This window comes from Pseudomonas sp. RA_105y_Pfl2_P56, from assembly GCF_963970845.1.
GTDB lineage: Bacteria > Pseudomonadota > Gammaproteobacteria > Pseudomonadales > Pseudomonadaceae > Aquipseudomonas > Aquipseudomonas baetica_A.
This window is the reverse complement of sequence record NZ_CAXAPL010000008.1, coordinates 42188-64880: the sequence shown is the minus strand read 5'-3', so window position 1 is coordinate 64880 and position 22693 is coordinate 42188. Positions and strand designations below refer to the sequence as shown.

Annotated in this window: 11 protein-coding genes; 4 read left to right on the top strand and 7 right to left on the bottom strand. The window is 58.0% G+C overall.

The features are described from left to right. Positions 1-9 precede the first annotated feature (9 nt). The 3 genes from AACY11_RS07870 to AACY11_RS07860 all read left to right on the top strand — a co-directional run bounded on the left by AACY11_RS07870 (position 10) and on the right by AACY11_RS07860 (position 4223). Positions 10-1464 carry a TrkH family potassium uptake protein gene (locus tag AACY11_RS07870; protein WP_339494330.1) on the top strand — a complete coding sequence of 485 codons (1455 nt, stop codon included), beginning with the start codon at positions 10-12 and terminating at the stop codon, positions 1462-1464. A gap of 162 nt (positions 1465-1626) precedes the next feature. Continuing rightward, entirely contained in the window at positions 1627-3501 is a 1875-nt protein-coding gene (locus AACY11_RS07865; RefSeq protein ID WP_339494329.1) for a DUF294 nucleotidyltransferase-like domain-containing protein, read from the top strand. After that, positions 3501-4223 carry a 3'-5' exonuclease gene (locus AACY11_RS07860; RefSeq protein WP_339465036.1) on the top strand — a complete coding sequence of 241 codons (723 nt, stop codon included), beginning with the start codon at positions 3501-3503 and terminating at the stop codon, positions 4221-4223. The genes AACY11_RS07865 and AACY11_RS07860 overlap by 1 nt, the downstream gene beginning before the upstream one ends. A 28-nt stretch (positions 4224-4251) precedes the next feature. On the opposite strand, the gene AACY11_RS07855 is transcribed toward AACY11_RS07860, so the two are convergent. The 5 genes from AACY11_RS07855 to AACY11_RS07835 form a co-directional block, all read right to left on the bottom strand. Next, complete coding sequence (locus AACY11_RS07855; protein ID WP_339494327.1) at positions 4252-5739, bottom strand: SulP family inorganic anion transporter; 1488 nt, start codon at positions 5737-5739, stop codon at positions 4252-4254. A 161-nt stretch (positions 5740-5900) separates the two neighbouring features. Beyond that, on the bottom strand, positions 5901-7022 hold the full coding sequence (locus AACY11_RS07850) for a mechanosensitive ion channel family protein (RefSeq protein WP_339465034.1): 1122 nt from the start codon (positions 7020-7022) through the stop codon (positions 5901-5903). Positions 7023-7123: 101 nt separating this feature from the next. Then, entirely contained in the window at positions 7124-8794 is a 1671-nt protein-coding gene (locus tag AACY11_RS07845) for a BCCT family transporter (RefSeq protein WP_339494326.1), read from the bottom strand. A 195-nt stretch (positions 8795-8989) separates the two neighbouring features. Next, a complete protein-coding gene (locus AACY11_RS07840) occupies positions 8990-17635 on the bottom strand; it encodes a GH36-type glycosyl hydrolase domain-containing protein (RefSeq protein WP_339494324.1) in 8646 nt (2881 codons plus the stop codon). Between the two features lie 58 nt (positions 17636-17693). Next, entirely contained in the window at positions 17694-18341 is a 648-nt protein-coding gene (locus tag AACY11_RS07835; protein ID WP_339465029.1) for a BON domain-containing protein, read from the bottom strand. Positions 18342-18546: 205 nt separating this feature from the next. On the opposite strand from AACY11_RS07835, the gene AACY11_RS07830 reads away from it, so the two are divergent. Further along, positions 18547-19239: an HAD family hydrolase gene (locus AACY11_RS07830; RefSeq protein WP_339494321.1), complete on the top strand. Its 693-nt coding sequence runs from the start codon at positions 18547-18549 to the stop codon at positions 19237-19239. Here the strand turns inward: AACY11_RS07830 and AACY11_RS07825 are convergent. Continuing rightward, a complete protein-coding gene (locus AACY11_RS07825) occupies positions 19226-20269 on the bottom strand; it encodes a class I fructose-bisphosphate aldolase (protein WP_339494319.1) in 1044 nt (347 codons plus the stop codon). The two genes, AACY11_RS07830 and AACY11_RS07825, sit on opposite strands and share 14 nt — an antisense overlap. Beyond that, positions 20266-22692: a phosphoketolase family protein gene (locus AACY11_RS07820; protein WP_339494317.1), complete on the bottom strand. Its 2427-nt coding sequence runs from the start codon at positions 22690-22692 to the stop codon at positions 20266-20268. The genes AACY11_RS07825 and AACY11_RS07820 overlap by 4 nt, the downstream gene beginning before the upstream one ends. Between the last annotated feature and the right edge of the window lies 1 nt (position 22693).

Below are 22693 nucleotides of genomic sequence, written 5' to 3'. Positions count from 1 at the left end.
GTTAGTTCTATGTCCATAGCGGCAATACGGCTTATTGGCTTCATTTTGGGTATTTTCCTTATCACGCTGGCTGTCAGTATGGCCATCCCCATGCTGACGTTAGTGCTCTATGACCGCAGCGACGATCTGTCAGCCTTTCTCTGGTCCAGTCTGATTACCTTCATCTGCGGTCTTTTGCTGATCGTGCGCGGGCGCCCGGAGACGGCACAACTTCGTCCCCGGGATATGTACTTGCTCACGACCGGCAGTTGGGTGGTGGTGTGTACCTTCGCCGCGTTGCCAATGGTCTTTATCAGCCACATCAGTTACACCGACGCTTTTTTTGAAACCATGTCCGGTATCACAACCACCGGCTCAACCGTTCTGAGTGGCTTGGATACGGCCTCGCCGGGTTTGTTGATCTGGCGTTCGATGCTGCAGTGGCTGGGCGGCATCGGCTTTATCGGTATGGCCGTGGCGATCCTTCCGCTGCTGCGAGTGGGGGGCATGCGTCTTTTCCAGACAGAATCCTCGGATTGGTCGGAAAAGGTTACTCCACGCTCTCATGTGGCTGCCAAGTACATCCTCTTCCTTTACCTGGGGCTTACCGGGGCCGGCGCACTTGCGCTCTGGATCGCCGGGATGACGCCGTTTGAAGCGATCAACCACGCCATGTCGATGATCTCCACCGGGGGATTCTCAACCTCGGACGCCTCACTTGGGCATTGGACGCAGCCCGCAATTCACTGGGTGGCGGTGGTGATCATGATTCTGGGCAGTCTGCCCTTTACCTTGTATGTCGCGACCTTGCGTGGTCATCGACGTGCGCTGCTCAAGGATCATCAGGTACGCGGTTTTATCGGATTCTTGATCGTCACCTGGCTGGCGGTGGGGACCTGGCTGTGCTTTAACAGCGACTACGGATGGTGGGATGCCCTGCGTATCGTGGCTGTCAATGTGACCTCGGTCGTCACCACCACGGGTGTTGCATTGGGTGATTACACCCTATGGGGCAGCTTCGCCGTTCTGCTCTTTTTCTACCTGACCTTCGTCGGCGGATGTTCAGGCTCCACGGCGGGCGGACTGAAGATTTTCCGTTTTCAAGTGGCTGCCACGTTGCTGGTCAGCAGCTTGAAACAACTGATTCACCCTCGTGCCGTGATTCAAAAGAAGTACAACGGTCACCCCATCGATGAGGAGATCTTGCGTTCGCTTTTGACCTTCTCGTTTTTTTTCACCATTACCATTGCCGCCATCGCTTTGGGCCTGGCCCTTATCGGGCTTGACTGGACAACAGCCCTGAGCGGCGCAGCGACGGCAGTGTGTAACGTCGGGCCTGGGCTTGGCACGATCATTGGGCCGGCCGGTAATTTCGAATCATTGCCTGACGCTGCCAAATGGCTATTGACCATCGGAATGCTCCTCGGACGGCTGGAAATCCTGACGGTGCTGGTGCTCATAACGCCAGTGTTCTGGAGATATTGACCGTCGATGTCATGGCTCACGAAGGTGGGACGCGACGTGATCACTGCCAAAGGTTGAACAACGTGACTGGATATGGTCTGGTAAGCGCTGTCTTCAGCGCGCCAGACCCCATAGGCAGGTGCCAGGCTCAGTCATCTTTTTCTTGATCATCTCCGAGGTTCCATGCAAATCGAGTTACAGGAGATTCGCGACCACCTTCATCGTTTCCCTCCCTTTGATCAGTTGCCTCAGGAGTCGCTGGACGCAATCGCCCGGCGTATCGACGTCAGTTATTTCAAGGCCGGCAGCGAAATTCTTGTGGCCGGCGCCGTCATTCAGGATTTGCACTACGTGCGCAGCGGCGCCGTGGAGATTTATCGGCGCAACGGCGATCTCTATAACCGCCTCGTCGAGGGCGATATCTTCGGGCAGGCGGGTTTATTACGCAGCAACAAAGTTCGTTTTCCCGCCAGGGCTCTCGAAGACAGCCTGATCTACTTTATTCCCGCCGATATGTTCGCAGACTTGTGCGCGCAGCATGATGCGTTCGCTGACTTCGTCGAGGCTGAAGGTCACTCAAGGCTACAGACCGCCGTCGAGGCACAGGGCCGCGCGAGTGAACTCATCCAGTTGAAATGCCGCGCCTTGATATCGCGTGAACTGGTGTGGGTGAGCAGCGACACTTCAGTTCATGAAGCGGCGAAAGTGATGACCGAGCAAAGCGTTTCTTGTGTCGTGGTCATGGGACCCGCGGGGCGGCAAGCGGAAATGGTCGGCATTGTCACCGACCGCGACTTGCGTACCCGTGTGGTCGCTGAAGGACGAAGTGACAGTGCTACCTGCATCAGTGAAATCATGTCGACCGATCCGGCGGCGATCCAGGGCGATGACTCGGTATTCGAAGCCATGCTGGTCATGTTGCGACGTAATATCCATCACCTCCCGGTCGTCCATAAAGGCAGGACTTTAGGTCTGATCAACCTGTCGGACATCATCCGGTACGAATCCCAAAGCAGCTTGTACCTGGTCAACCGGATCTCCAATCAAACCTCAGTCGAGGGCCTGCGATCACTGTTGCGTGATCTGCGCGCGACCTACATCCGCATGGTGCGTGACGGCGCTACAGCGCACATGATCGGCAGCGCGATTGCAGGTGTTGGTCGTGCCTTCACTCAGCGTTTGATCGAGTTGGCGGAGAAACAACTGGGGCCGCCACCGGTGCCGTATTGCTTCATGGTGCTGGGGTCGATGGCCCGAGACGAGCAGTTGCTGGTGACCGACCAGGACAACGCCCTGGTACTCGATGATCGATTCGACCCCGTTCAGCATGATGAATACTTCAAGCGCCTGGCCACATTTGTCAGCGATGGCCTGGCCGCCTGCGGTTATAGCTATTGCAAGGGTGGAATCATGGCCACCAACGATCAATGGCGGCAACCGCTGCGGGTTTGGCGCACGTACTTTGAGCAATGGATCGAAAAGCCCAATCCGGCCACTTTGCTTAACAGCTGTATTTTTTTCGATCTGGACGGGGTCTACGGTCAACTTGAGTTAGTGCAGGAGCTCAAGAATTTGTGCGCCAGTAAATCCAGTCGCAACCCAGGGTTTCTCCATGCCCTGGCCCGGATCGCACTTAATCGGACGCCGCCGCTGGGGTTCTTCCGCACGTTCGTGGTGGAAACAGACGGCCGGCAGAAGGGCATCATCAACCTCAAGGGCCGAGGCACTGCGCCGCTGACTGACCTTATTCGCATCCACGCCCTTGCTTGCGCAAGCACGGCGCAAAACTCCTTTGATCGCCTCGATGCCATCAGCAATACCCAGCTCATGCCACCGGACGCATTGATGCACCTGCGTTACGCTCTGGAGTTCCTGTCCATGGTCCGGATCCGGCACCAGGCCGATGCGCTGGAGCAAGGAACCCTGCCCGACAACTACATCGAGCCGGAGCGGTTTTCCACCAGCGAACGGCATAACCTCAAAGATGCATTTCAGGTCTTGAGCAACGCGCAGAATTTCTTGCGATTCCGCTACCCACTCAAGGGGCGTCAATCGTAATGAACACCGTAAAAGTCGATCGACAGTTCGAGAAAATAGACTGGGCTGCAAGGTTTCAGGTATTGGCAGAGGGCGCTTGCCATCCCCATCTGAAGACGTTCTATCAGGCCGGGGCTGTGCCGGCACAGACCTCAATAGAGCAGGTGCAACTGCTGGCGATGGACATTGAAACGACCGGTCTTGATGCCCAGGCCCACAGCATCGTCAGCATTGGCCTGATCCCGTTCACGCTGCAGCGGATACATTGCGGTCAGGCGTTGTATTGGGTCATACAACCGCCGTCAGAGCTTAACGACCAGTCGGTGACTTTCCACCACATTACCCACACCGATATTGTGGACGCCCCGCGACTTTCCGAGATCGTCGGGGCGTTGCTGGAAGCCATGGCCGGTAAAGTCATGGTCGTGCATTACCGAAACATCGAGCGGGGTTTCCTCGATCAGGCGCTTCGCCTTCTGTTGGGGGAGGGCGTGCAATTTCCGGTGATCGACACGATGCAGCTGGAAGCACGCATGCATCGACAAAAGCGAACCTGGCTCGACCGGCTGCTGCGCCGCCCCAGGCGTTCAATAAGGCTGGCCGACAGTCGCGCGCGCTACCACCTGCCGGCTTACCACGCGCACCATGCCTTGACCGATGCCCTGGCGGCCGCCGAACTGTTGCAGGCACAAATCGCCAACCACTATTCACCGTCGACGCCGATTGAGGCGCTGTGGAACTGAGGTCGCCTCTCAATCTTTGAGCTGTCGATTAATGGCCTATCAGCGTGTCAATGCCATCCGGCTTGTCGTGCACGCCGAATCGATCCACGAGCGTGGCTGTCGCCCGGTTCATGCCAATCACATCGACTTCAATGCCTTCGCGACGAAGCTTGAGTACCACTTTGTCCAAGGCCGCGACGGCGGTGATGTCCCACAAATGCGCTTCGCGCAGATCGATGGTGAGCGTTTCGAGCTGTTCATTGAGGTCGAACGCGTTGGCAAAGCGATCTGCCGAGCCGAAGAAAACTTGCCCCGTCACATAGTACGTACGGTGACGATGCTCAGGATCACGTTTTGAGGAGATGTCCAGGTAGTGGGCAATCTTGTTGGCGAAGAACATCGCGGCCAGCAATGTCCCGGCGATCACACCAAAGGCCAGGTTGTGGGTGGCAACGACGACGATCACGGTCACGACCATTACCACGTTCGTGGACAGCGGGTATTGCTTGAGGTTGCGAATGGAGCCCCAACTGAACGTGCTGATCGACACCATGATCATCACCGCCACCAGTGCGGCCATCGGAATGCGCGCCAGCCAGTCGCCCAGGAAGAGCATCATGATCAGCAACAACACGCCCGCGCTGAGCGTCGACAGGCGAGTGCGGCCGCCGGACTTCACGTTGATCATCGACTGGCCAATCATGGCGCAACCGGCCATACCGCCAATCAGCCCACTCACGATATTGGCAACGCCCTGACCTTTGCATTCGCGGCTCTTGTCGCTGGACGTATCGGTCAGATCATCGACGATCGTGGCGGTCATCATCGATTCCAGCAGACCCACCACCGCCAGCGCGGCGGAATAAGGCAGCACGATGAGTAGGGTGTTCAGATTCAGCGGCACCTCAGGCCACATGAAGATCGGCAGGCTGTCCGGCAGCGACCCCATGTCGCCGACATTATGGATATTGAGCCCCATCGACACGGAAATCGCGGTAAGCACCAGGATGCACACCAAAGGCGAGGGCAGCACCTTACCCACGACCGGTAATAGTGGGAACAGGTAAATGATCGCCAAACCTGCAGCCGTCATTGCATAGACAGGCCAGGTGACGCCGGTGAGTTCCGGTAGTTGCGCCATGAAAATGAGGATCGCCAGTGCATTGACGAATCCGGTCACGACCGAGCGCGAAACGAAGCGCATCAGCTCGCCTAGTCGCAGGTAACCGGCAATGACCTGCAAGACGCCGCAGAGGAGCGTGGCAACCAGCAAATATTGCAGACCGTGATCCTTGACCAGATTGACCATCAGCAATGCCATGGCGCCGGTGGCCGCAGAGATCATCGCCGGGCGACCGCCGACAAAGGCGATGACGGTACAGATACAGAAAGAAGCATAGAGGCCAACCTTGGGGTCGACTCCGGCAATGATGGAGAAGGCGATAGCCTCGGGAATGAGAGCGAGCGCAACGACGAGACCCGCCAGTACATCCGCCCGGATGTTTGATAGCCAAGCGGCTTTGATATTCTCAAGCATTCATTTACCCATATCAGGCACGTCATGACCCGTAGCTCAGAGCGCTGAGCCATGCAGGCGTGGCTGTATCCAGTTGGTTGTGGGTTTGCTACGGCAAAAATTGCGTGCAGCAGAGTTGGACCGCAGCAGGGAGGCGGGCCGGTTTTTGCTCGATCACTGCATCAACGGTGCTGTTCAGCGGCCATGTTGGCCGTCTCGGGCGCCTTGGCATCCGGTAATGAAGCGACATAAACAGTGCGCGAAGGGAACGCAAAACTCACACCCAGTTCGGCAAAAGCGTCCATCATCCCCAGGTTTATGTCTTGCTGAACATCCATGTAAACGTTGTAGCTGGGATCAAGCACGATATACACCGTTTCGAACTCCAGGGCGCTATCGCCGAAACTGCGGAAGTGCGAGCGGTCGAACCGCGCCAGCTTTTGCGCTTTGATGATTTTCTCGATCCGCTGCGGTACTTCCTTGACCTGTTGGGCAGAGCAGTCGTAGGTCAGGCCAACCTCAAACACAATGCGGCGCTCTTGCAGGCGTTTATAGTTTTGTATGGTGCTGCCGATCATTTGCGCATTCGCCATCACGATCTGCTCGCCACCGAGGCTGCGGATCCGTGTGGTTTTCAGACCGACATGTTCGACCGTACCGGACAGCGAGCCGACGACAATAAAGTCGCCCACTTCAAAAGGCTTGTCGACCGCGATGGAGAGAGAGGCGAATACGTCTCCAAGGATGTTCTGCACCGCTAACGCAATCGCAATACCGCCCACGCCAAGGCTGGCAACGAAGGCGGTGATGTTCACCCCGACGTTTGACAGCATTGCCATGACCACGACGACCCACAGAAATACTTTCGCACCCCATAGGCTGAGCGTTGCCAAGGCACTGGCCTGGAAAGTCTCGGCAGAGCCATGGCGTCGAAAGTAGCGTGCTAGCGCCAGTGCAATCGCACGGTTCGCCCAAAGGCCCGCTTGCAAGGCGGCAACCACGAACCACAGGCTGCTGACACGCCCCAGCCAGCGCTCAGGCAAATCAAGAAAGCCGATGCCGATAAGGACCGAGGCTAAAAACAAAAGGGTGTTGCTGGTAACCGAAAGCACTTCGAGCGCGATGTGACTGAGGTCAGCGTCGGGTAGCGAGGATCTCTTTCGGATTTTCTTGAGGGCAAATCGAATGGCCGTTCTGGCCAGAATGAAGCTGAGGACTGTTGCCAGGAGCGCCAGTAGCCAATGCCCTAAAGCGATCCCCAGAAAACTGTAATTTACAAAGAGGTCAATTGTGTTTTGTAGCATGCAGGTCTCCAGTAAAGCCCTGCGAGACATGTAATCGAACAACCAAATCACAGTCTCGCAGGTAAATCGAACTTACCTATCCATTTGAAAGCAATGACGCATCAGGATCGGGGTTCAGACAGCAGTCCTTTGACCAGAGAGATACATCCCACCATCAGCACAATAGCGAAAGGCAGACCGGTGGAGACCGCCATGGCCTGTAGCGCCACCAAACCACCGCCGAGCAGCAACGCGATAGCAATCACACCTTCGATCACAGCCCAGAAAACACGCTGCGGAACAGGTGCGTCGACCTTGCCACCCGCGGTAATGGTGTCGATCACCAGCGAGCCGGAGTCCGAGGAGGTAATGAAAAACACGATGACAAGAACAATGCCCAGGAATGAAGTGATTTCCTTGAGCGGCAAATGCCCCAGCATGGCGAACAGCTTCAGTTCGAGGACGGCATCTTTAACGCCCACAAAACCTTGAACGGTCGCTTGATCAATCGCCGTTCCGCCGAACGTCGTCATCCACAGTACCGAAACCACAGTAGGCACCAGCAGAACGGAGATCAGGAACTCTCGTACGGTACGACCACGGCTCACCCGGGCAATGAACATCCCGACAAAAGGCGACCAACTGATCCACCACGCCCAGTAGAACGCCGTCCAGCCTTCGGTGAACTCAGTGTCGGTTCGTCCAAAAGGATTGGAAAGGGCGGGCAGATACTCGGCATAACTCACCAGGTTTTTGAAAAAACCCGTGAAGATGGCCAGGGTAGGGCCCACGACAATGATGAACCCGAGCAGAAGCAAGGCCAGGCCCATGTTGATCTGGGACAGCACCTTGACGCCCTTGTCCAGGCCGGCAAGCACCGACCACAACGCGACCATGGTAATGCCGATGATCAGCAGTACTTTGCTGAGATTCGTCGACTTGATGCCAAAGAGATATTCGATCCCCGCTGCGGCCTGTTCCGCGCCGATGCCCAGGGACGTCGCCAACCCGAACAGTGTCGCGAATACCGCGAGGATATCGATGATATGCCCCGGCCAGCCCCAGACCCGTTCACCCAGCAATGGGTAAAAGATCGAACGGATCGACAGTGGCAAGCCTTTGTTATAGGAGAACAGCGCGAGCGACAGAGCAACAATCGCGTAAATCGCCCAAGGGTGCAGGCCCCAGTGGAAGATCGTCGTGGCCATGGCCAGTTCGGCTGAGCCTTTCATATCGCCTGCGGCACCAGTCAGAGGAGCCCAGTCAGTACGAACCCCATTGGCGTCAAGCGTGACGCCCCCCATCGAGGCCGCGTAGTGCGACATGGGTTCGGCAACGCCGTAGAACATCAGACCGATGCCCATGCCGGCAGCGAAGAGCATTGAAAACCAGCCCAGATACGTGTGATCAGGCTTGGCGTCGCGGCCGCCCAACCGAACCTTTCCCAGTGGCGAAACGATCAACGCCAGACACAGCACTACAAAGATGTTGGCGACGCTCATGAAGAACCAGGCCAAATGGCTGGTCAACCAGTTACGGATCGAACTGAAGAGTGGCTCTACTTCGTTTTGCAGTGCCAGCGTCAAGATGACGAAGAGCACGATCGTGGCTGCCGAGATGATGAAAACTTTGCCGTGGATATCGAGCGAGAACGAAAACTCACCTTTGATATTGTCTTGACCGATGACGTAGTCGGTATCGATCAGATTGGCTGCTCCGCTTGGAGCCGGGATGCCATCCTCACTGGCAGATTGAGAATTAGCTGGTAGATCATCCATAGGGTTTTTCCCCATGAGAGCCTCCTTGGTAGTGGCACGCTTGTGCGTGCGATGGTCTGTAGCCCCGCTGTTCCTATGTTTAAACGAGAAATTTGCCGCTCTATCCTAACAAGTTTTGACACAAATCCCGAAAATCCATCGAAATCTCCAATCAATATCGACGTAGAAATGAATAGATTTGTCCAGACACCTATACGTCGACAGATATATCTACTCATCGTTCGCTTTCGCATACTCGCGCTGCTGCCGGCCAGGCGAGCGAACGCGGCACTCGATGTGAACCCGGTGTTCGATGCCATCATCGATCAGCAACAGTGCATCCTCTTCAACGCGCTGGTCGTCAAGCGTCATTGAGGTGGTGTCTGTCGTGCCTTGATTGATTTGGAAATGGTACTGGGTTGCACCGAAGCGGTAGGTCAGCGTAAACCCGGGCCAATCCTGCGGGATCAACGGCTCGATCCTGAGCGTGTTGCCACTGCGTTGCAGGCCGAGCAGTGACTCCACCCCCAAGCGGTACATCCAGCCCGCCGAGCCGGTATACCACGTCCAGCCGCCCCGTCCGGCGTGGGGGGCTTTGGCGTAAACATCGGCGGCCATCACGTAGGGCTCGACTTTGTAGGTCTCGATCCTGGCGTTGTTGAGCGGGTCGGCGGGGTTGATCAGGTTCAGCAATTCCCAGGCTTTGTCGGTATCGCCCAACTGAGCAAACGCCATCGCCGCCCAGATTGCGGCGTGGGTGTATTGTCCGCCGTTCTCTCGCACACCTGGCACATAGCCCTTGATATAACCGGGGTCTTGTTCGCCTTTGTCAAACGGCGGATCAAGCAGTAACACGGCGCGAATTTCCGGTTTTACCAAGTGCTGATCCAGTGCTCGCATGGCCAGGCGCTGACGGTTTGCCGAACCCACACCCGACAGGACTGACCAGCTCTGGGCGATGGAGTCGATGCGGCAATCATCGTTGATCGATGAGCCCAATGGCTGGCCATCATCAAACCATGCACGGCGATACCAGGCGCCGTCCCACGCCGCTTTCTCCAGATGGTCACTGAGCAGCCTGGCATTTTCGTTACAGCGCTGCGCAAAGTCATCATCACCGTAGCGCTGCGCGACAGCGGCGAAACGCTTGAGCACATCGCAAGAAAAGAAGCCCAGCCACACACTTTCGCCTTCGCCGAGATAACCGACTCGGTTCATTCCGTCGTTCCAGTCGCCGCTCCCCATCAACGGCAATCCCTGCCTGCCACGGGGCAGACTGTGCTCGATAGCGCGAACACAATGGCGATAAAGTGGCTCGCGCAAGTCCGACACGCCCGGCAAGTCGTAATAGGACTCCTCGCCACTGTTCAATTGGCGGCCTTCCAGAAATCCGGCAGACTCGTCCAGCACAGACAGGTCACCGGTTATTTCCACATAGCGGTTGGTGGCCGCCACCAGCCACAGGAAATCGTCCGAGCAGGCCGTGCGCACACCGCGATTGAGTGGTGGATGCCACCAGTGCTGAACATCACCGTTCTGGTACTGATGATTGGCGCACAGCAATAAATGCGCGCGCACCGTTGCAGGGTCTGCGTGAATCATGGCCATGCTGTCTTGCAACTGATCGCGAAATCCGATGGCACCACCCGATTGGTAATAGCCACTGCGGGCCAGGAAGCGGCAGGCAATGACCTGGTACATCAGCCAGCCATTGAGCATCACGTTCAGCCCGGCTAACGGTGTCTTCACCTGGATTACCGAAAGCAGCGAGCGCCAGTGCTCTCGAACGTTCTTTAACTGTGTGGCGGCAGCCTGGGCGCCCCGGTAGCTCTGCACCAATTGAGTCGCCGCTTGTGCGTTCTTCTCTGCGCCCATGCGCAGAATCACTTCTGTGCTTTCCCCGGGCGCGAGTGTCACGGCTATTTGAATCGCCGCACAAGGATCCAGGCCTCCACCGGTGCGCCCGGACAGTCCTGCATGCCGCATGGCGGCGGGGGATTGCAGAGTGCCGCTGCGGCCAATGAACTCGCTGCGATCGCCGGTGATGGTGTGGTCAATGGTGTCGGTGTCAAAGAACGCCACACGCTCTCCGAATTCGACCGAGTAAGCGTTCCGGGCGAATAACGCACCGCTGACCGGATCGGATTGTGTCACCACATGCATCGCTGACTTGCTGCGCAAATCCCCCAGTACCCACTCGACGTAACCCGTCACCGTGAGTGTTCGGGTGCGTGTGGACATGTTGCGCACCACCAGCCGTGAGAATTTGATCGGTGCATCAAGTGCGACATACACCCACAACTCTGTTTTGACTCCGTCGCCCTCACGCTCGAAAACGCTGTATCCGAAGCCGTGGCGCGTTTGATAGTGACCCGCGCCAGGGCAGGGCTGGGGAGTGGCTGACCAGAAATGCCCGGTTTCCTCATCGCGCAAATAGATGACTTCGCCGCTGGGATCGGAAACCGGGTCGTTGTGCCAGGGTGTGAGCCGGTATTCATGCGCGTTTTGCGCCCAGGTGTAGGCACTGCCGGACTCGGATATCACAGTGCCCAGTTGTGCGTTCGCGATGACATTGGCCCAAGGGGCCGGAGTGGGCGTGGAGGCTGTCGAGTTGATCACGTATTCGCAGCCATCCTCACTGAAACCGCCATAGGCGTTGTCCAGTATTAGCGCAGGAGGGATTGGCGCAAGCCGCTTTGCCGCTGCAGAGGGTCGGTACTGACGTGTCGCCACGAATGGAGCGTAGACCGGTGCTACGCGTCGGCGGTTGATTTGTTCGCCAATAGACCCCAACCCTTCGCTGATCAGCAACCGAGCGGCAGACAGGAACAGCACGCGATCTTCGTTCGACATCTGTTGGGCGCTACGCACGAAAATCCCGCCCGGACGGTCCATCAGCGTGGCTTCGCTGCCGGAGCTGACAAGTCCCATGATCGCGTCCTGCAGTTGCTGGCGGTAGCCGCTCTGATCTTCGTTCCAGATCAACAGATCCACCACCAGGCCTTTCTGACGCCAGTACGCATGGGCCTGAATCATCTTCTGGACCCACTCGAAATTATCCAGACTTTTGACGCGCAAGAGCACGATGGGCAGATCTCCGGAAATCGACTGCCCCCACAGTCCCTGCTGGTTGCGTCGATTGCTCATCAATATGGCGCTGTCTGCGCGCAATGCGGCGTTGGCGTAGAGCAGCGACGCGGCCATCTGCTCAAACAACCGGGCGTCTGCGGGTGAAGCGTTGAGCTGGCGCAACAGAACCTGACTGTGGGTCCATGACAAATCGAAGACCCTGTCGGCCAGGTGCCGATCGCGATATTTGTTGATCAGCGCGATGCAGTCGTCTCGGTTGTCAGCCACGCCCGTTACAAGGTCGATGGTGGCCTGTTGGCCTGGTTGCAGTGTGATACGGCAGCGGATTGCCACGATCGGATCAAGCACCGCGCCTTGACTGCCCGATAGCTGTTCACATCCGGGCGCCAAAGCGGCGGGTGCACTCAGGTCCAGCCCTCGACCGATGAAGCGGGCGCGGTCGGTTTCGTAGGAAATCGAATCGATATGAACCCCGTGCGCCGCCAACAGATGACACATCCACGGCGTGGGCTCAACGCTGGACCGAGGCCGGCGACTGCAAAGGATGGCTTGCAGCGGCAACAGCAACTCGGTTTGTACGAACAACTTGCTGAACGCCGGATGCATGGCATCGGTATCAGGCGCGGCCAGCACCACTTCAGCGTAGGTGGTGATCTCGAATTTCCTGGCAGAAGTGCCACGGTTGGTGATGCGCAGCCGTCGTAGCTCGATGTCGTCCTCTGGCGAAACGACGATTTCCATGTGGGAGTCGTAATCCATTTCCAGCGCGCGATATTCCGCACGAGCGTCGCTGAAAATGGCCTCCTGACTCTCTGTTCGGCGCAAAGTGGGTTGAAACGCCGCCGACCAGAACTCGCCGCTGGCGATGTCCCGCAAATAACAGAACGTGCCCCCATTATCTTGCGTGATGTCCTCGCGCCAACGCGTCACGGCCATGTCGCTACGGCGACTGTAGCCGCCGCCGACACTGCTGAGCATCACATGGTAGTTGCCGTTCGAGAGCAATTGAACGGCGGTGCGCTTATGCCCTGGATGGGCAAAAAAACGCAGTGTGTTGTCCTGGTTGAGACCCTTGTCACCCACGGCTGTCGGTTGTTCGGTTTGCAGATAAGGCTCTGCGGTCTTGGGGACGCGCTCTTGCAACAACAGCAGGGCCGATCGCAATGCCGGGTCGGACTCGAAACGACGTTGCATCGGCTGGTTGAGCAGTACGCTCGTCAAGGCGAGCAGGCTCATGCCTTGATGGTGAGCCATGAACGATTGCACTAAGGCGAACCGCTGGCCTCGCGGCAATCGGGCTTCGGTGTAGTCAACGGCTTCGTAAAGTCCGAAACGTCCCGCCGCCCCCTGACTCGCCAGGCGTTGCAGGTTTTTGCAGGCCGCCTCGGGATTTACCATCAGCGCCAGGGCACTGGCGTAGGGCGCTATCACCACGTCTTCGCTCAAGCCGCGCTTTAGGCCCAGCGCCTGCACGCCAAACGCTCGGTATTGGTAATTGAAGTGGGTATCGAGCATGTAGTAGCCCGACTCCGATACGCCCCAAGGGATGCCCAGGCCTTTGCCTTGTTCGATCTGTAGAGTGACGGCGGCACGACAAGTCTGGTCGAGCAGACTGCCGTCATAGTTGGGCATGACCAGCAACGGCATCAGGTATTCGAACATCGATCCGGACCAGGACATCAGGGTCGGTACGCCGGCATAGACGCCTAACAATCGGCCCAGGGTAAACCAGGCCCGTTGGGGTATTTGGCTCTGAGCAATCACCACGAAATTGGTCAGGCGCACCTCGGAGGCCAGCAGGTCGTAGTAGCCGGTGTCCAGGCGACGTTCTTCAGCGTTGTAGCCGATGAAGAACAAATCGCGGTTGCTGTCAAAGAGCAACGAGAAATCCATCTGCGCGAGGTCGCCGCTCAGCTCGATCAACCGGTCCAGGACGCTGATGGCCTCGCCGGCGCGTTTACGTAACGCCTCAATACAATCATGGTGTTCGGCGGACCAGTCGTCACGGTTGAGCCGGGCCAGTTGCCTTAGCGTTTGGCTGAACGGTTCGTGGTTGCTGAGTGGCGCCGGCAGTTGATAGCGAGCAAGTGTGGCGATCCAGTCGTCGCATTGAGCGGTGAACACACGCTGCCAGTAGGCGCTTTCGTCATCGGCGTTTGCCTGCGCGGCGGTGGCGATGGCCCTAGCCGTTTGCAAGTGATCCAGCAAGGCATGGGGTTCGATGGTTTGCGCGGCGCGCTCAAGGACCGGGCTTAGCTGATCACACAGCGCTTTCGTGCCTTGGGTTTCAGCCAGTGTGTTCAACGTGTCTTGCAGGCCCTTAATGACGCCAAGGTCGAAGAGTGGTTGATCCGGCAGTTGCACCAGGCCCGCCCGCAAAGTGAGTAACAAGCCCGCCAGGTTGCCGCTGTCCACCGTCGAGATGTATTGCGGCCTCAGTGGCTGGCAGGTCTGCGTGTCGTACCAGTTGTAGAAATGCTGCCGGTGACGCTCCAGCGCATTCATGCTGTCCAATGAGGCGGCCAAGCGTTGCAACAGGCGATCGGTACTTAAATAACCGAAGTCGTGGGCCGCCAGGTGGGCGAGCAGCGCCATGCCCATATTGGTGGGGGAGGTGCGGTGGGCAATCGCCGCTTTAGGTTCTTCTTGAATATTGTCCGGCGGTAACCAGTTGTCCTGCGGGCCTACGTACTCATCGAAAAACGCCCAGGTTCGACGGGCCAGCACCCGCAAAAAGTTCAACGACTCGGGCGAAGGGGTGAATGTCGCGTGCTCAGGTTTGGCGCTCAGGCGCCAGGCGATCCATGGGCCGACCAACCAGGCCAGTAGCAGTGGGGCGGCAATGGCCAGCCTGAGCGGTTCAGTCAATAACCCGGCCAGCGCGATCAGCGCAAGCACTGGCCCAAACCACATCTCGCGGTAGAGTCCGGACAGCCGATTCGCCGAACTACGCTCCACCTCGCGGGACGGTTGCCATTGCAACAGCAAACGCCGGCTGAAAAACATCCGCCACAGCGACCGCGCAATAGCGCCAGCGCTGTAGTACATCTCGAAAGGCAGCCAGGCGATGGTGACGCAGACTTGTGCGAGGTCTTGTGCCAGCCCATCAAGAAGGGCTCTGAGGTACGCCCGATAAGGCACGTTCAGCGGCGGTTGCAGGACATCGGTAAGGGTTCTGAGCAACGGCTGGATGACGAGCAAACCGACCACCGCCAATGTCCAGGCCAAGGGCTCACTGCTGGCAAACCAGCCCCAGACCAGCATTGACAGCAACGCCAGTGGCTCCAGGCTGCGCCGCAGATTGTCGAGAATCTTCCAGCGCGCCATGACACCCAAGCGATTGCGCGTCCATTCACCTCGTGTATTGCGCGCCCAAGGGAGCAGCCATGGGACTAACTGCCAGTCACCACGGATCCAGCGATGCCTGCGTTTAATGTCAGCGCTGTAACGCGAGGGGTATTGCTCATACAACTGCACATCGCTGAGCAAACCCGAGCGTGCATAGCAGCCCTCGATCAAGTCGTGGCTGAGTATCTGGTTATCGGGCAGGCAGCCTTCCAGCGCACAGGTAAAGGCATCCACGTCATAGATGCCCTTGCCAATGAAAGACCCTTGCTGGAACAGATCCTGATAGATGTCCGACACCGCACGGGTGTAGGGGTCGACACCCCCGTCACAACCAAACAGCCGTGAGTACAGGGTGCGTGGTGTGCTCGCCAGGCTGATGCCGACACGCGGCTGCAACAACGCGTAACCGGATACGATTTTTTCCTTGCCAGTGTCGAACAAGGGCCGGCTGAGTGGGTGCATCATGGCGGCCACACATTGGCGAGCAACATCCTGCGGCAGCAATGTATCGGTATCCAGAGTCAGCACGTAACGCACGGACAGAAGGGGGCGTATGTCGCCGACAATCGTCGTGAAACGCGTCTCGCCCGTGCCACGCAGCAACGCATTGAGGTCGTTGAGTTTGCCGCGCTTGCGTTCATGCCCCATCCACACCTGTTGGCCGGGATTCCAGCAACGCGATCGATGAAACAGGAAAAACCGGTCGACCGTGCCTTCAGCATATTTACGATTGAGCTGGTTGATCGCCTGAGCGGCGAGTGCCAGCAATTGTGCGTCGTGAACCTCGACCTCTTCTGGCGCATCGAGAAAATCAGTGAGCAAGGCGAAAAACAGATTGCCGTCACGATTGGCCAGGTACCTGACCTCAAGGCCTTCTACCAACTCCTCGACATCGGCACGCGTGGCGATGAGTGAAGGAATGGCTACCAGCGTGCGAGCTTCCTCAGGAATACCGCCGGCGTAGTCCATCTTCGGCAATATCGTGGGCAATAGGCTGAAGGTCACCAGCCAGTTGATCAGGCTGATGGCCAGGCGACTGGTCATGATCAGGCAGGGCACTGCCAGCGCCAGCAAGGCAACGTCGGGCAGTCCGTCGCGACTTGCAGATGCGAGCAATGGCAAGGCAAAAATCAGCGTGAGAACGCCAACCGGTGTCAGGTAAAACACCAAAGGAGAAAACTGCAGAAGGCGTTTCCAACGCTCATGCAGAGGCACTTTGGCGACAAGCCTTTGCTCAAGAGCACCGATGCCGGCGCCGATCAGGTAATACCCGATGTGGTTGTGCAGCGCACTGTCGAGTGCCGCGGCGTGCTGCTGTCCCGATAGATCCACGACGATCTGAGCCACCTGGATCTCTGAGCGATGGCTACGCCTGGCGAGCCGTTCGATCATGTGTCGATAACTGTCGCGGGTGGCGAAATCCATGAATGGGTAAACGGCGGCGGGGTCGTTCTTCAGGGTCTGTTCGACATGACTCATCGATTCGACGAACTCGCGCCAATTGGTGGCCGTCAGCAGGCGCAGGCTTGCGATGCTATTGCTGATAGACACTTGGTCGGCAGACTGTTGCTGCGCGTCGAGGTGCACCTGACGCTCTGTGCTGGAGCCCGTTTCACCCAGTATTTGTTCGATCCAGTTGAGGGGCAGGGCGAGGGCCACACTCTGGCCCTGCAAGCGGCGGGCGAACTCGGCGACGAACGCAGCGCTCAATCGGGGTCCCGAATGGGCCATGTCGGCGACGGTCAGTACGACATTTTTTACATCGCGACCGGAGACCTCGATCAGACGTTCGGCCCAGTCGTCCGCCCTGTTTCGGTCGTCCGAATTTGCCATTACCCGTGACGCCACTCGGCGCAGGTTTTCGATCAATGCAAGGCGCACCATGATCGGGATCGCCCACAGTTCCCCCAGTGCCAGCGGCATGACGGTCTGATAAGCAACGATGAAGCGCCTGAGGCTCAACTCATCGAATCGGCCGTCGCCATGGGAGATCGTTTCCAGCGCAATGTCGTAGACCCTTGGAAGGCCCGCGGAAGGGCCGTTGGTCAGGCGTGGCAACTCTCGGCTATAGCCTTTGGGCAGATGCTTTCTGGCGGTACGAATGTGATCTTCAACGAGGAAGTAGTTGTCCAGTAACCACTCGGCGGCCGGGGTGACAGGCCGACTGGAAGACTGCGCCTGTGTCAGCGCGGTGCAACTGCGGTTGAGCACCACCTCATTGTCGTCCAGCCTGCCCAGTAGAGCGTCGCGGGAAGACACGGCACTGACCTGATGCTGGTTGGCCAGAGCGATGCCGTGACTGGCCATTTGGTCAGCATTGAACAGTTCGGCGCGCAGAATCGGCTCATAGGCGAACTTGAGACTGGGGAACTTGCCGGTTCGACAAAAGGCAGCCAAACGAGGTAACAACAGCCTGATGCGTGTCCCTATGCTGGTCATATTTCTCCTGATCTGAGACATGCGCGCGCACACCCGGATAACCGCGCGCGGTGCTGGGTCAACTGATGAGCAGGTGATTTTCTACACGATAGACACCGGGTACTGCCCAGGCTGTGTGTTCCACCGCTTTACGTTCGAGCCATCTGTTAACAGTGCCTTCGAGCGTTACTTGATTGCCATGAACCGTGACGTGAATCTTGCCGGCATCCAGTTCGGCACTTCGTGCCAAGGCTTCTTCGATAAGTGTTTTGATGTCTTGAATGCTGTCTTTAGGCTTTATCGCTAGGCAATTGTCGATGCCCACAATCCCTTGCAATTGTTGTATGAGCGCTTTCACGGCGTCTTTCTGATATTGCCACTCCACGTTTCCCTCAATCGTTACCCACCCGTGCTGCACTTTGATGTGAATGGGTTCCTTGGAAATCGCCGTGTCCCAGCGGATCAGATCCAGGCAACGCGAGGCGATCACGCCATCATCGATAGTGTGAGCGCCGGACACCCGCACTTCGAGTTCCTCGGCCACAGCGACGACGCCTTTAACGCTCTGGACGGCGCGCTCAGCGGCGATTTTTTCAGCGTAAGTCCGCACATGCCCGCGGAGCACGACAACGCCGTTTTCGAGGGTGACACCGATAGCCGCAGCATCGATGTGCGGCAAAAATTCCAGCTCGTCCAGAATGGTTCTGCGTAACGTCAGGTCATTCATCATCAATCCTTTTGGCGCTTGCCCGAAGACACAGTGACCTCAAGAAAAACAGCCGTCTGTGCGTCAGCACACAGACGTGCTGCAACGACCTCGCGCACGCTGCCTGATCGTCTGCCAACACCACAAAGGAGCGTCGCGCCTTGAATCCTCACGGCATTGCCCCAGATGCACTGCTACAGGTCGGTCAAGCCCAACGAGCCTGCCGATGATGACTGACGTGGTGTTCCTGCTGGACGTCGACAACACGTTGCTGGACGGCGACAGCGTTGTCGCCGATTTTCACCGGCACTTGAAGGCGCAATTGGGTGACGTCCTTGCACAGCGATACTGGGCGGTCTTCAACGCGTTGCGCAAAGAGCTCGGCTATGTCGATTACCTGGGCGCCTTGCAGCGCTTTCGGCTGGAGATTGGGCAGGGCAGTGCGGATGAACAAAGACTGTTGTTGATGTCATCCTTCCTCATCGACTACCCGTTTGCCGATCGACTCTATCCCCACGCAATGGACGTCATCACGCATTTGGGCCTGTACGGCCTGACCGTAATCCTGTCCGACGGCGATGTGGTTTTACAGCCGCGCAAGTTACAGCGCTCAGGTCTGTGGCAGGCCATGGAGGGCCGTGCATTGGTCTATGTTCACAAGGAAAAGATGCTACAGGCCGTAGAACGCCACTATCCCGCCCGGCATTACGTGATGGTCGACGACAAGCTGGCGATTCTGGCGGCCATGAAGGCCATATGGGGTGAACGGTTGACCAGCGTTTTTGTGCGACAGGGCCATTACGCGATGGATCCGCGAATCATCGCCGCCCACCCGCAAGCCGATTTAACGATTGAGTGCATCGGCGATCTCGCCACGCTTGATCTCTCGCACCTGTGTCCGCCGGCTATGCGCCGATGATCAGGTTTACCGGGTTTTCCATGTCGAGCGAGTAATCACCTTGCCGCGCCGCCCGGTTGCAGGCGGCGCGGTGCAGTAACGCACGTTGAGCTTGCGCGACTTTACCGGGGTCGCCGCCCCAGATCTCGAGGGCTGGCTGCTGGATTGCGCGCGCGAAAGAAAACGTCAACGCCCAAGGCAATCGCGACTTGAAGCGTCGGTTCATCGCGTTCAGCCGCGCAGAAGCCAACTCGGGACTCTGCCCGCCAGACAGGAACGCAATGCCCGCCACGGCGGCTGGCACGGCACGTAGCAGGGTCGTCACGGTGGCGTCGGCGACCTCGTCGACACTGTCCTGATGGCGGCAGCTCAGGCCCGGCAGGAGCATGTTCGGTTTCAACACCATGCCTTTGAGCAGCACGCCCTGTACCTGTAGCTGCTCGAAGACCTCGTGCAGCAGTTTTGCGCTGACGTCAGCACAATGTTGTAGCGAGTGATCACCCGTCATCAACACTTCAGGTTCGACCACGGGGACAAGCCCGGCCTCTTGGCAAAGGGCCGCGTAGCGCGCCAGTGCATGGGCGTTGGCCACGATGCACGCCGCACTGGGAAGATCGACGCCCATTGAGATCACTGCGCGCCATTTAGCAAAGCGCGCACCGATGGCCGCATAGCCTTGCAAACGCTCACGCAAACCGTCCAACCCTTCGGTAATCCTTTCGCCGGGATGCCCCGCCAGTGCTTTCGCACCGGCATCAACCTTAATCCCGACCAGGATGCCGGCGTCAGTCAGCGCCTTCACGAACGGCGTGCCGTCGGTACACTTCTGGTGGATTGTCTCGTCGTAGAGAATGGCGCCGCCGATACTCTCGCACAGCCCCGGCGCCGTGATGAGCAGTTCACGCCAGGCACGGCGCGACGCTTCAGACGGCGTAATGCCGAGTGCAGCGAAGCGGTCGTTGCAAGTCGGTGAACTTTCGTCCATCGCCAGCAGGCCCTTGCCGTTAGCCAGCATCTGGCGCGCCGTGTCGACAAGTTGAACAGCGTTCATGCGGGCGCCCCCCATTTCCAGTTACGAATCTGCGGCAGATCCTCGCCGTGCTCGTTGATGTAGAGTTTGTGTTCGACCAGCTTGTCCCGTGCCATCTGCTTCAGATAAGCCCCCCGGCTGCCGAGATGAGGGAGGCGGTCGACAACGTCCTGTACCAAATGGAACCGGTCCAGGTCGTTCTGAACGCGCATATCGAACGCCGTGGTAATCGTGCCTTCTTCCTTGTAGCCACGTACGTGCAGGTTGCGGTTGTTTCGGCGATAGGTAAGCCGGTGCACCAGGCTGGGGTAGCCGTGGAAGCCAAAGATGATGTGCTTGTCCTTGGTGAACAGTGAGTCGTAGTCCGCATCGCTCAACCCGTGCGGATGTTCGCTGGCGGACTGCAACTTCATCAGATCAACGACGTTGACCACGCGGATTTTCAGTTCGGGCAAAAACTCGCGCAGGATGGACACCGCCGCCAGAATCTCCAGTGTCGGCGTATCGCCGCAGCAAGCCATGACGACATCCGGTTCGCTGTCCTGATCGTTGCTCGCCCACTGCCAGATGCCAACGCCCTGAGCGCAGTGCACGATTGCCTCATCCATGGTCAGCCATTGCGGCAACGCATGCTTGCCGGCGACGACGACATTGACGTAATTGCGGCTGCGCAGGCAGTGATCGAATGTCGATAACAGGCAGTTCGCATCGGGCGGCAGATAGACGCGAACGATGTCGGCTTTCTTGTTGATCACATGATCGAGGAAGCCGGGATCCTGGTGCGTGAAACCATTATGGTCCTGCTGCCAGACGTGTGAGGCGAGCAGATAGTTCAGCGAGGCGATCGGCCGCCGCCACGCCAGCTCTTTGGTGACCTTGAGCCATTTGGCATGCTGGCTGAACATCGAATCGATGATACGGATAAAGGCTTCGTAGCTATTGAAAAGCCCATGCCGACCGGTCAGCAGGTAGCCCTCCAGCCAACCTTCGCACTGATGCTCGCTGAGCATCGAATCGAGCACGCGGCCGGCCGGTGCAAGAAACTCGTCGTTTGAAACGGTCGCCGCATCCCATTGGCGGTTGGTGACCTTGAAGACGGCGCCAAGCAGGTTCGACATGGTCTCGTCCGGGCCAAAGATACGAAAGTTGTCGGGGTTCAGCTGGATGATGTCCTTGAAGAACTCACCGAGTACCAGAGTGTCCTGGGCGAAGACGGCGCCGGGGGAGGGGACACGCACCGCGTGCACACGGAAGTCGGGCATGTGCAGATCGCGTAGCAACAGACCGCCGTTGGCGTTTGGATTTGCACCCATGCGCCGCAGGCCTTTGGGCGCCATTTCAGCCAGTTCTTCGATCAATCGGCCGTTGGCATCGAACAGTTCTTCGGCCTTGTAACGCTTCATCCAGCGCTCAAGCTCGGCCACGTGCTCAGGGTGATTGGCATCGACCAGCAACGGCACCTGGTGCGAGCGGAAGGTCCCTTCGACAGGCAGCCCGTCGACAACTTTCGGCCCGGTCCAGCCCTTGGGCGATCTGAGAACAATCATCGGCCAGAGGGGGAGTGTGGGCGTATCGGTCGTTCGGGCGTGCGTTTGCAATTGCTGGATTTGCGCGATGGCTTTGTCAGTGGCACGGGCCATCAACTCGTGCATCGTCATTGGGTCGTCGCCTTCGACAAAGTACGGTTCCCAGCCGGAGCCTCGAAGGAACTGCTCCAGATCGTCATGACCGATGCGCGCAAGTACCGTCGGATTACTGATCTTGTAGCCGTTCAAATGCAGGATCGGAAGCACCGCACCGTCGGTGACCGGATCGAGAAACTTGTTGGACTGCCACGCCGTAGCCAAGGGGCCGGTTTCGGCTTCGCCATCGCCGATGACACAGGCGACGATCAGATTAGGGTTATCAAATGCGGCACCGAAGGCGTGGCTGAGCGAATAGCCGAGTTCACCCCCCTCATGAATCGAGCCTGGCGTCGTCGGTGCGACATGACTGGAAATACCGCCCGGAAAGGAGAACTGCTTGAACAACTTCTTCAGCCCGGCTTCATCCTCACCCACATCCGGATAGACCTCGCTCCAGGTGCCTTCGAGGTAAACGTTGCCCACGATTGCCGGGCCGCCGTGGCCGGGACCGGCAACGTAGATCATGTCCAGATCGTGGTTCTTGATGACTCGGTTCAAATGGACGTAGATGAAGTTTTGTCCCGGTGTCGTGCCCCAGTGACTGACAACAAGCGGCTTGACGTGCGCCATTGTCAGCGGCTCGCGCAGCAGCGGGTTGTCGTAGAGGTACATCTGGCCGACCGAGAGGTAATTGGCGGCGCGCCAGTAGGCGTTCATCCGCTGCAGTTCTTCTGCACCCAATGTTGGGACATCAGCGGCTGAAAGGCCGGGGAGTTCTACGTTTTCACTCTCTTGCGTCAACGTGATCGCATCATTCATG

What these genes read in the sequence shown, in the direction of transcription:
- AACY11_RS07870 (WP_339494330.1), top strand. Translation starts at nt 10, where the DNA reads ATGTCCATAGCGGCAATACGGCTTATTGGCTTCATTTTGGGTATTTTC.
- AACY11_RS07865 (WP_339494329.1), top strand. Translation starts at nt 1,627, where the DNA reads ATGCAAATCGAGTTACAGGAGATTCGCGACCACCTTCATCGTTTCCCT.
- AACY11_RS07860 (WP_339465036.1), top strand. Translation starts at nt 3,501, where the DNA reads ATGAACACCGTAAAAGTCGATCGACAGTTCGAGAAAATAGACTGGGCT.
- AACY11_RS07855 (WP_339494327.1), bottom strand. Translation starts at nt 5,739, where the DNA reads ATGCTTGAGAATATCAAAGCCGCTTGGCTATCAAACATCCGGGCGGAT.
- AACY11_RS07850 (WP_339465034.1), bottom strand. Translation starts at nt 7,022, where the DNA reads ATGCTACAAAACACAATTGACCTCTTTGTAAATTACAGTTTTCTGGGG.
- AACY11_RS07845 (WP_339494326.1), bottom strand. Translation starts at nt 8,794, where the DNA reads ATGGGGAAAAACCCTATGGATGATCTACCAGCTAATTCTCAATCTGCC.
- AACY11_RS07840 (WP_339494324.1), bottom strand. Translation starts at nt 17,635, where the DNA reads ATGACCAGCATAGGGACACGCATCAGGCTGTTGTTACCTCGTTTGGCT.
- AACY11_RS07835 (WP_339465029.1), bottom strand. Translation starts at nt 18,341, where the DNA reads ATGAATGACCTGACGTTACGCAGAACCATTCTGGACGAGCTGGAATTT.
- AACY11_RS07830 (WP_339494321.1), top strand. Translation starts at nt 18,547, where the DNA reads ATGATGACTGACGTGGTGTTCCTGCTGGACGTCGACAACACGTTGCTG.
- AACY11_RS07825 (WP_339494319.1), bottom strand. Translation starts at nt 20,269, where the DNA reads ATGAACGCTGTTCAACTTGTCGACACGGCGCGCCAGATGCTGGCTAAC.
- AACY11_RS07820 (WP_339494317.1), bottom strand. Translation starts at nt 22,692, where the DNA reads ATGAATGATGCGATCACGTTGACGCAAGAGAGTGAAAACGTAGAACTC.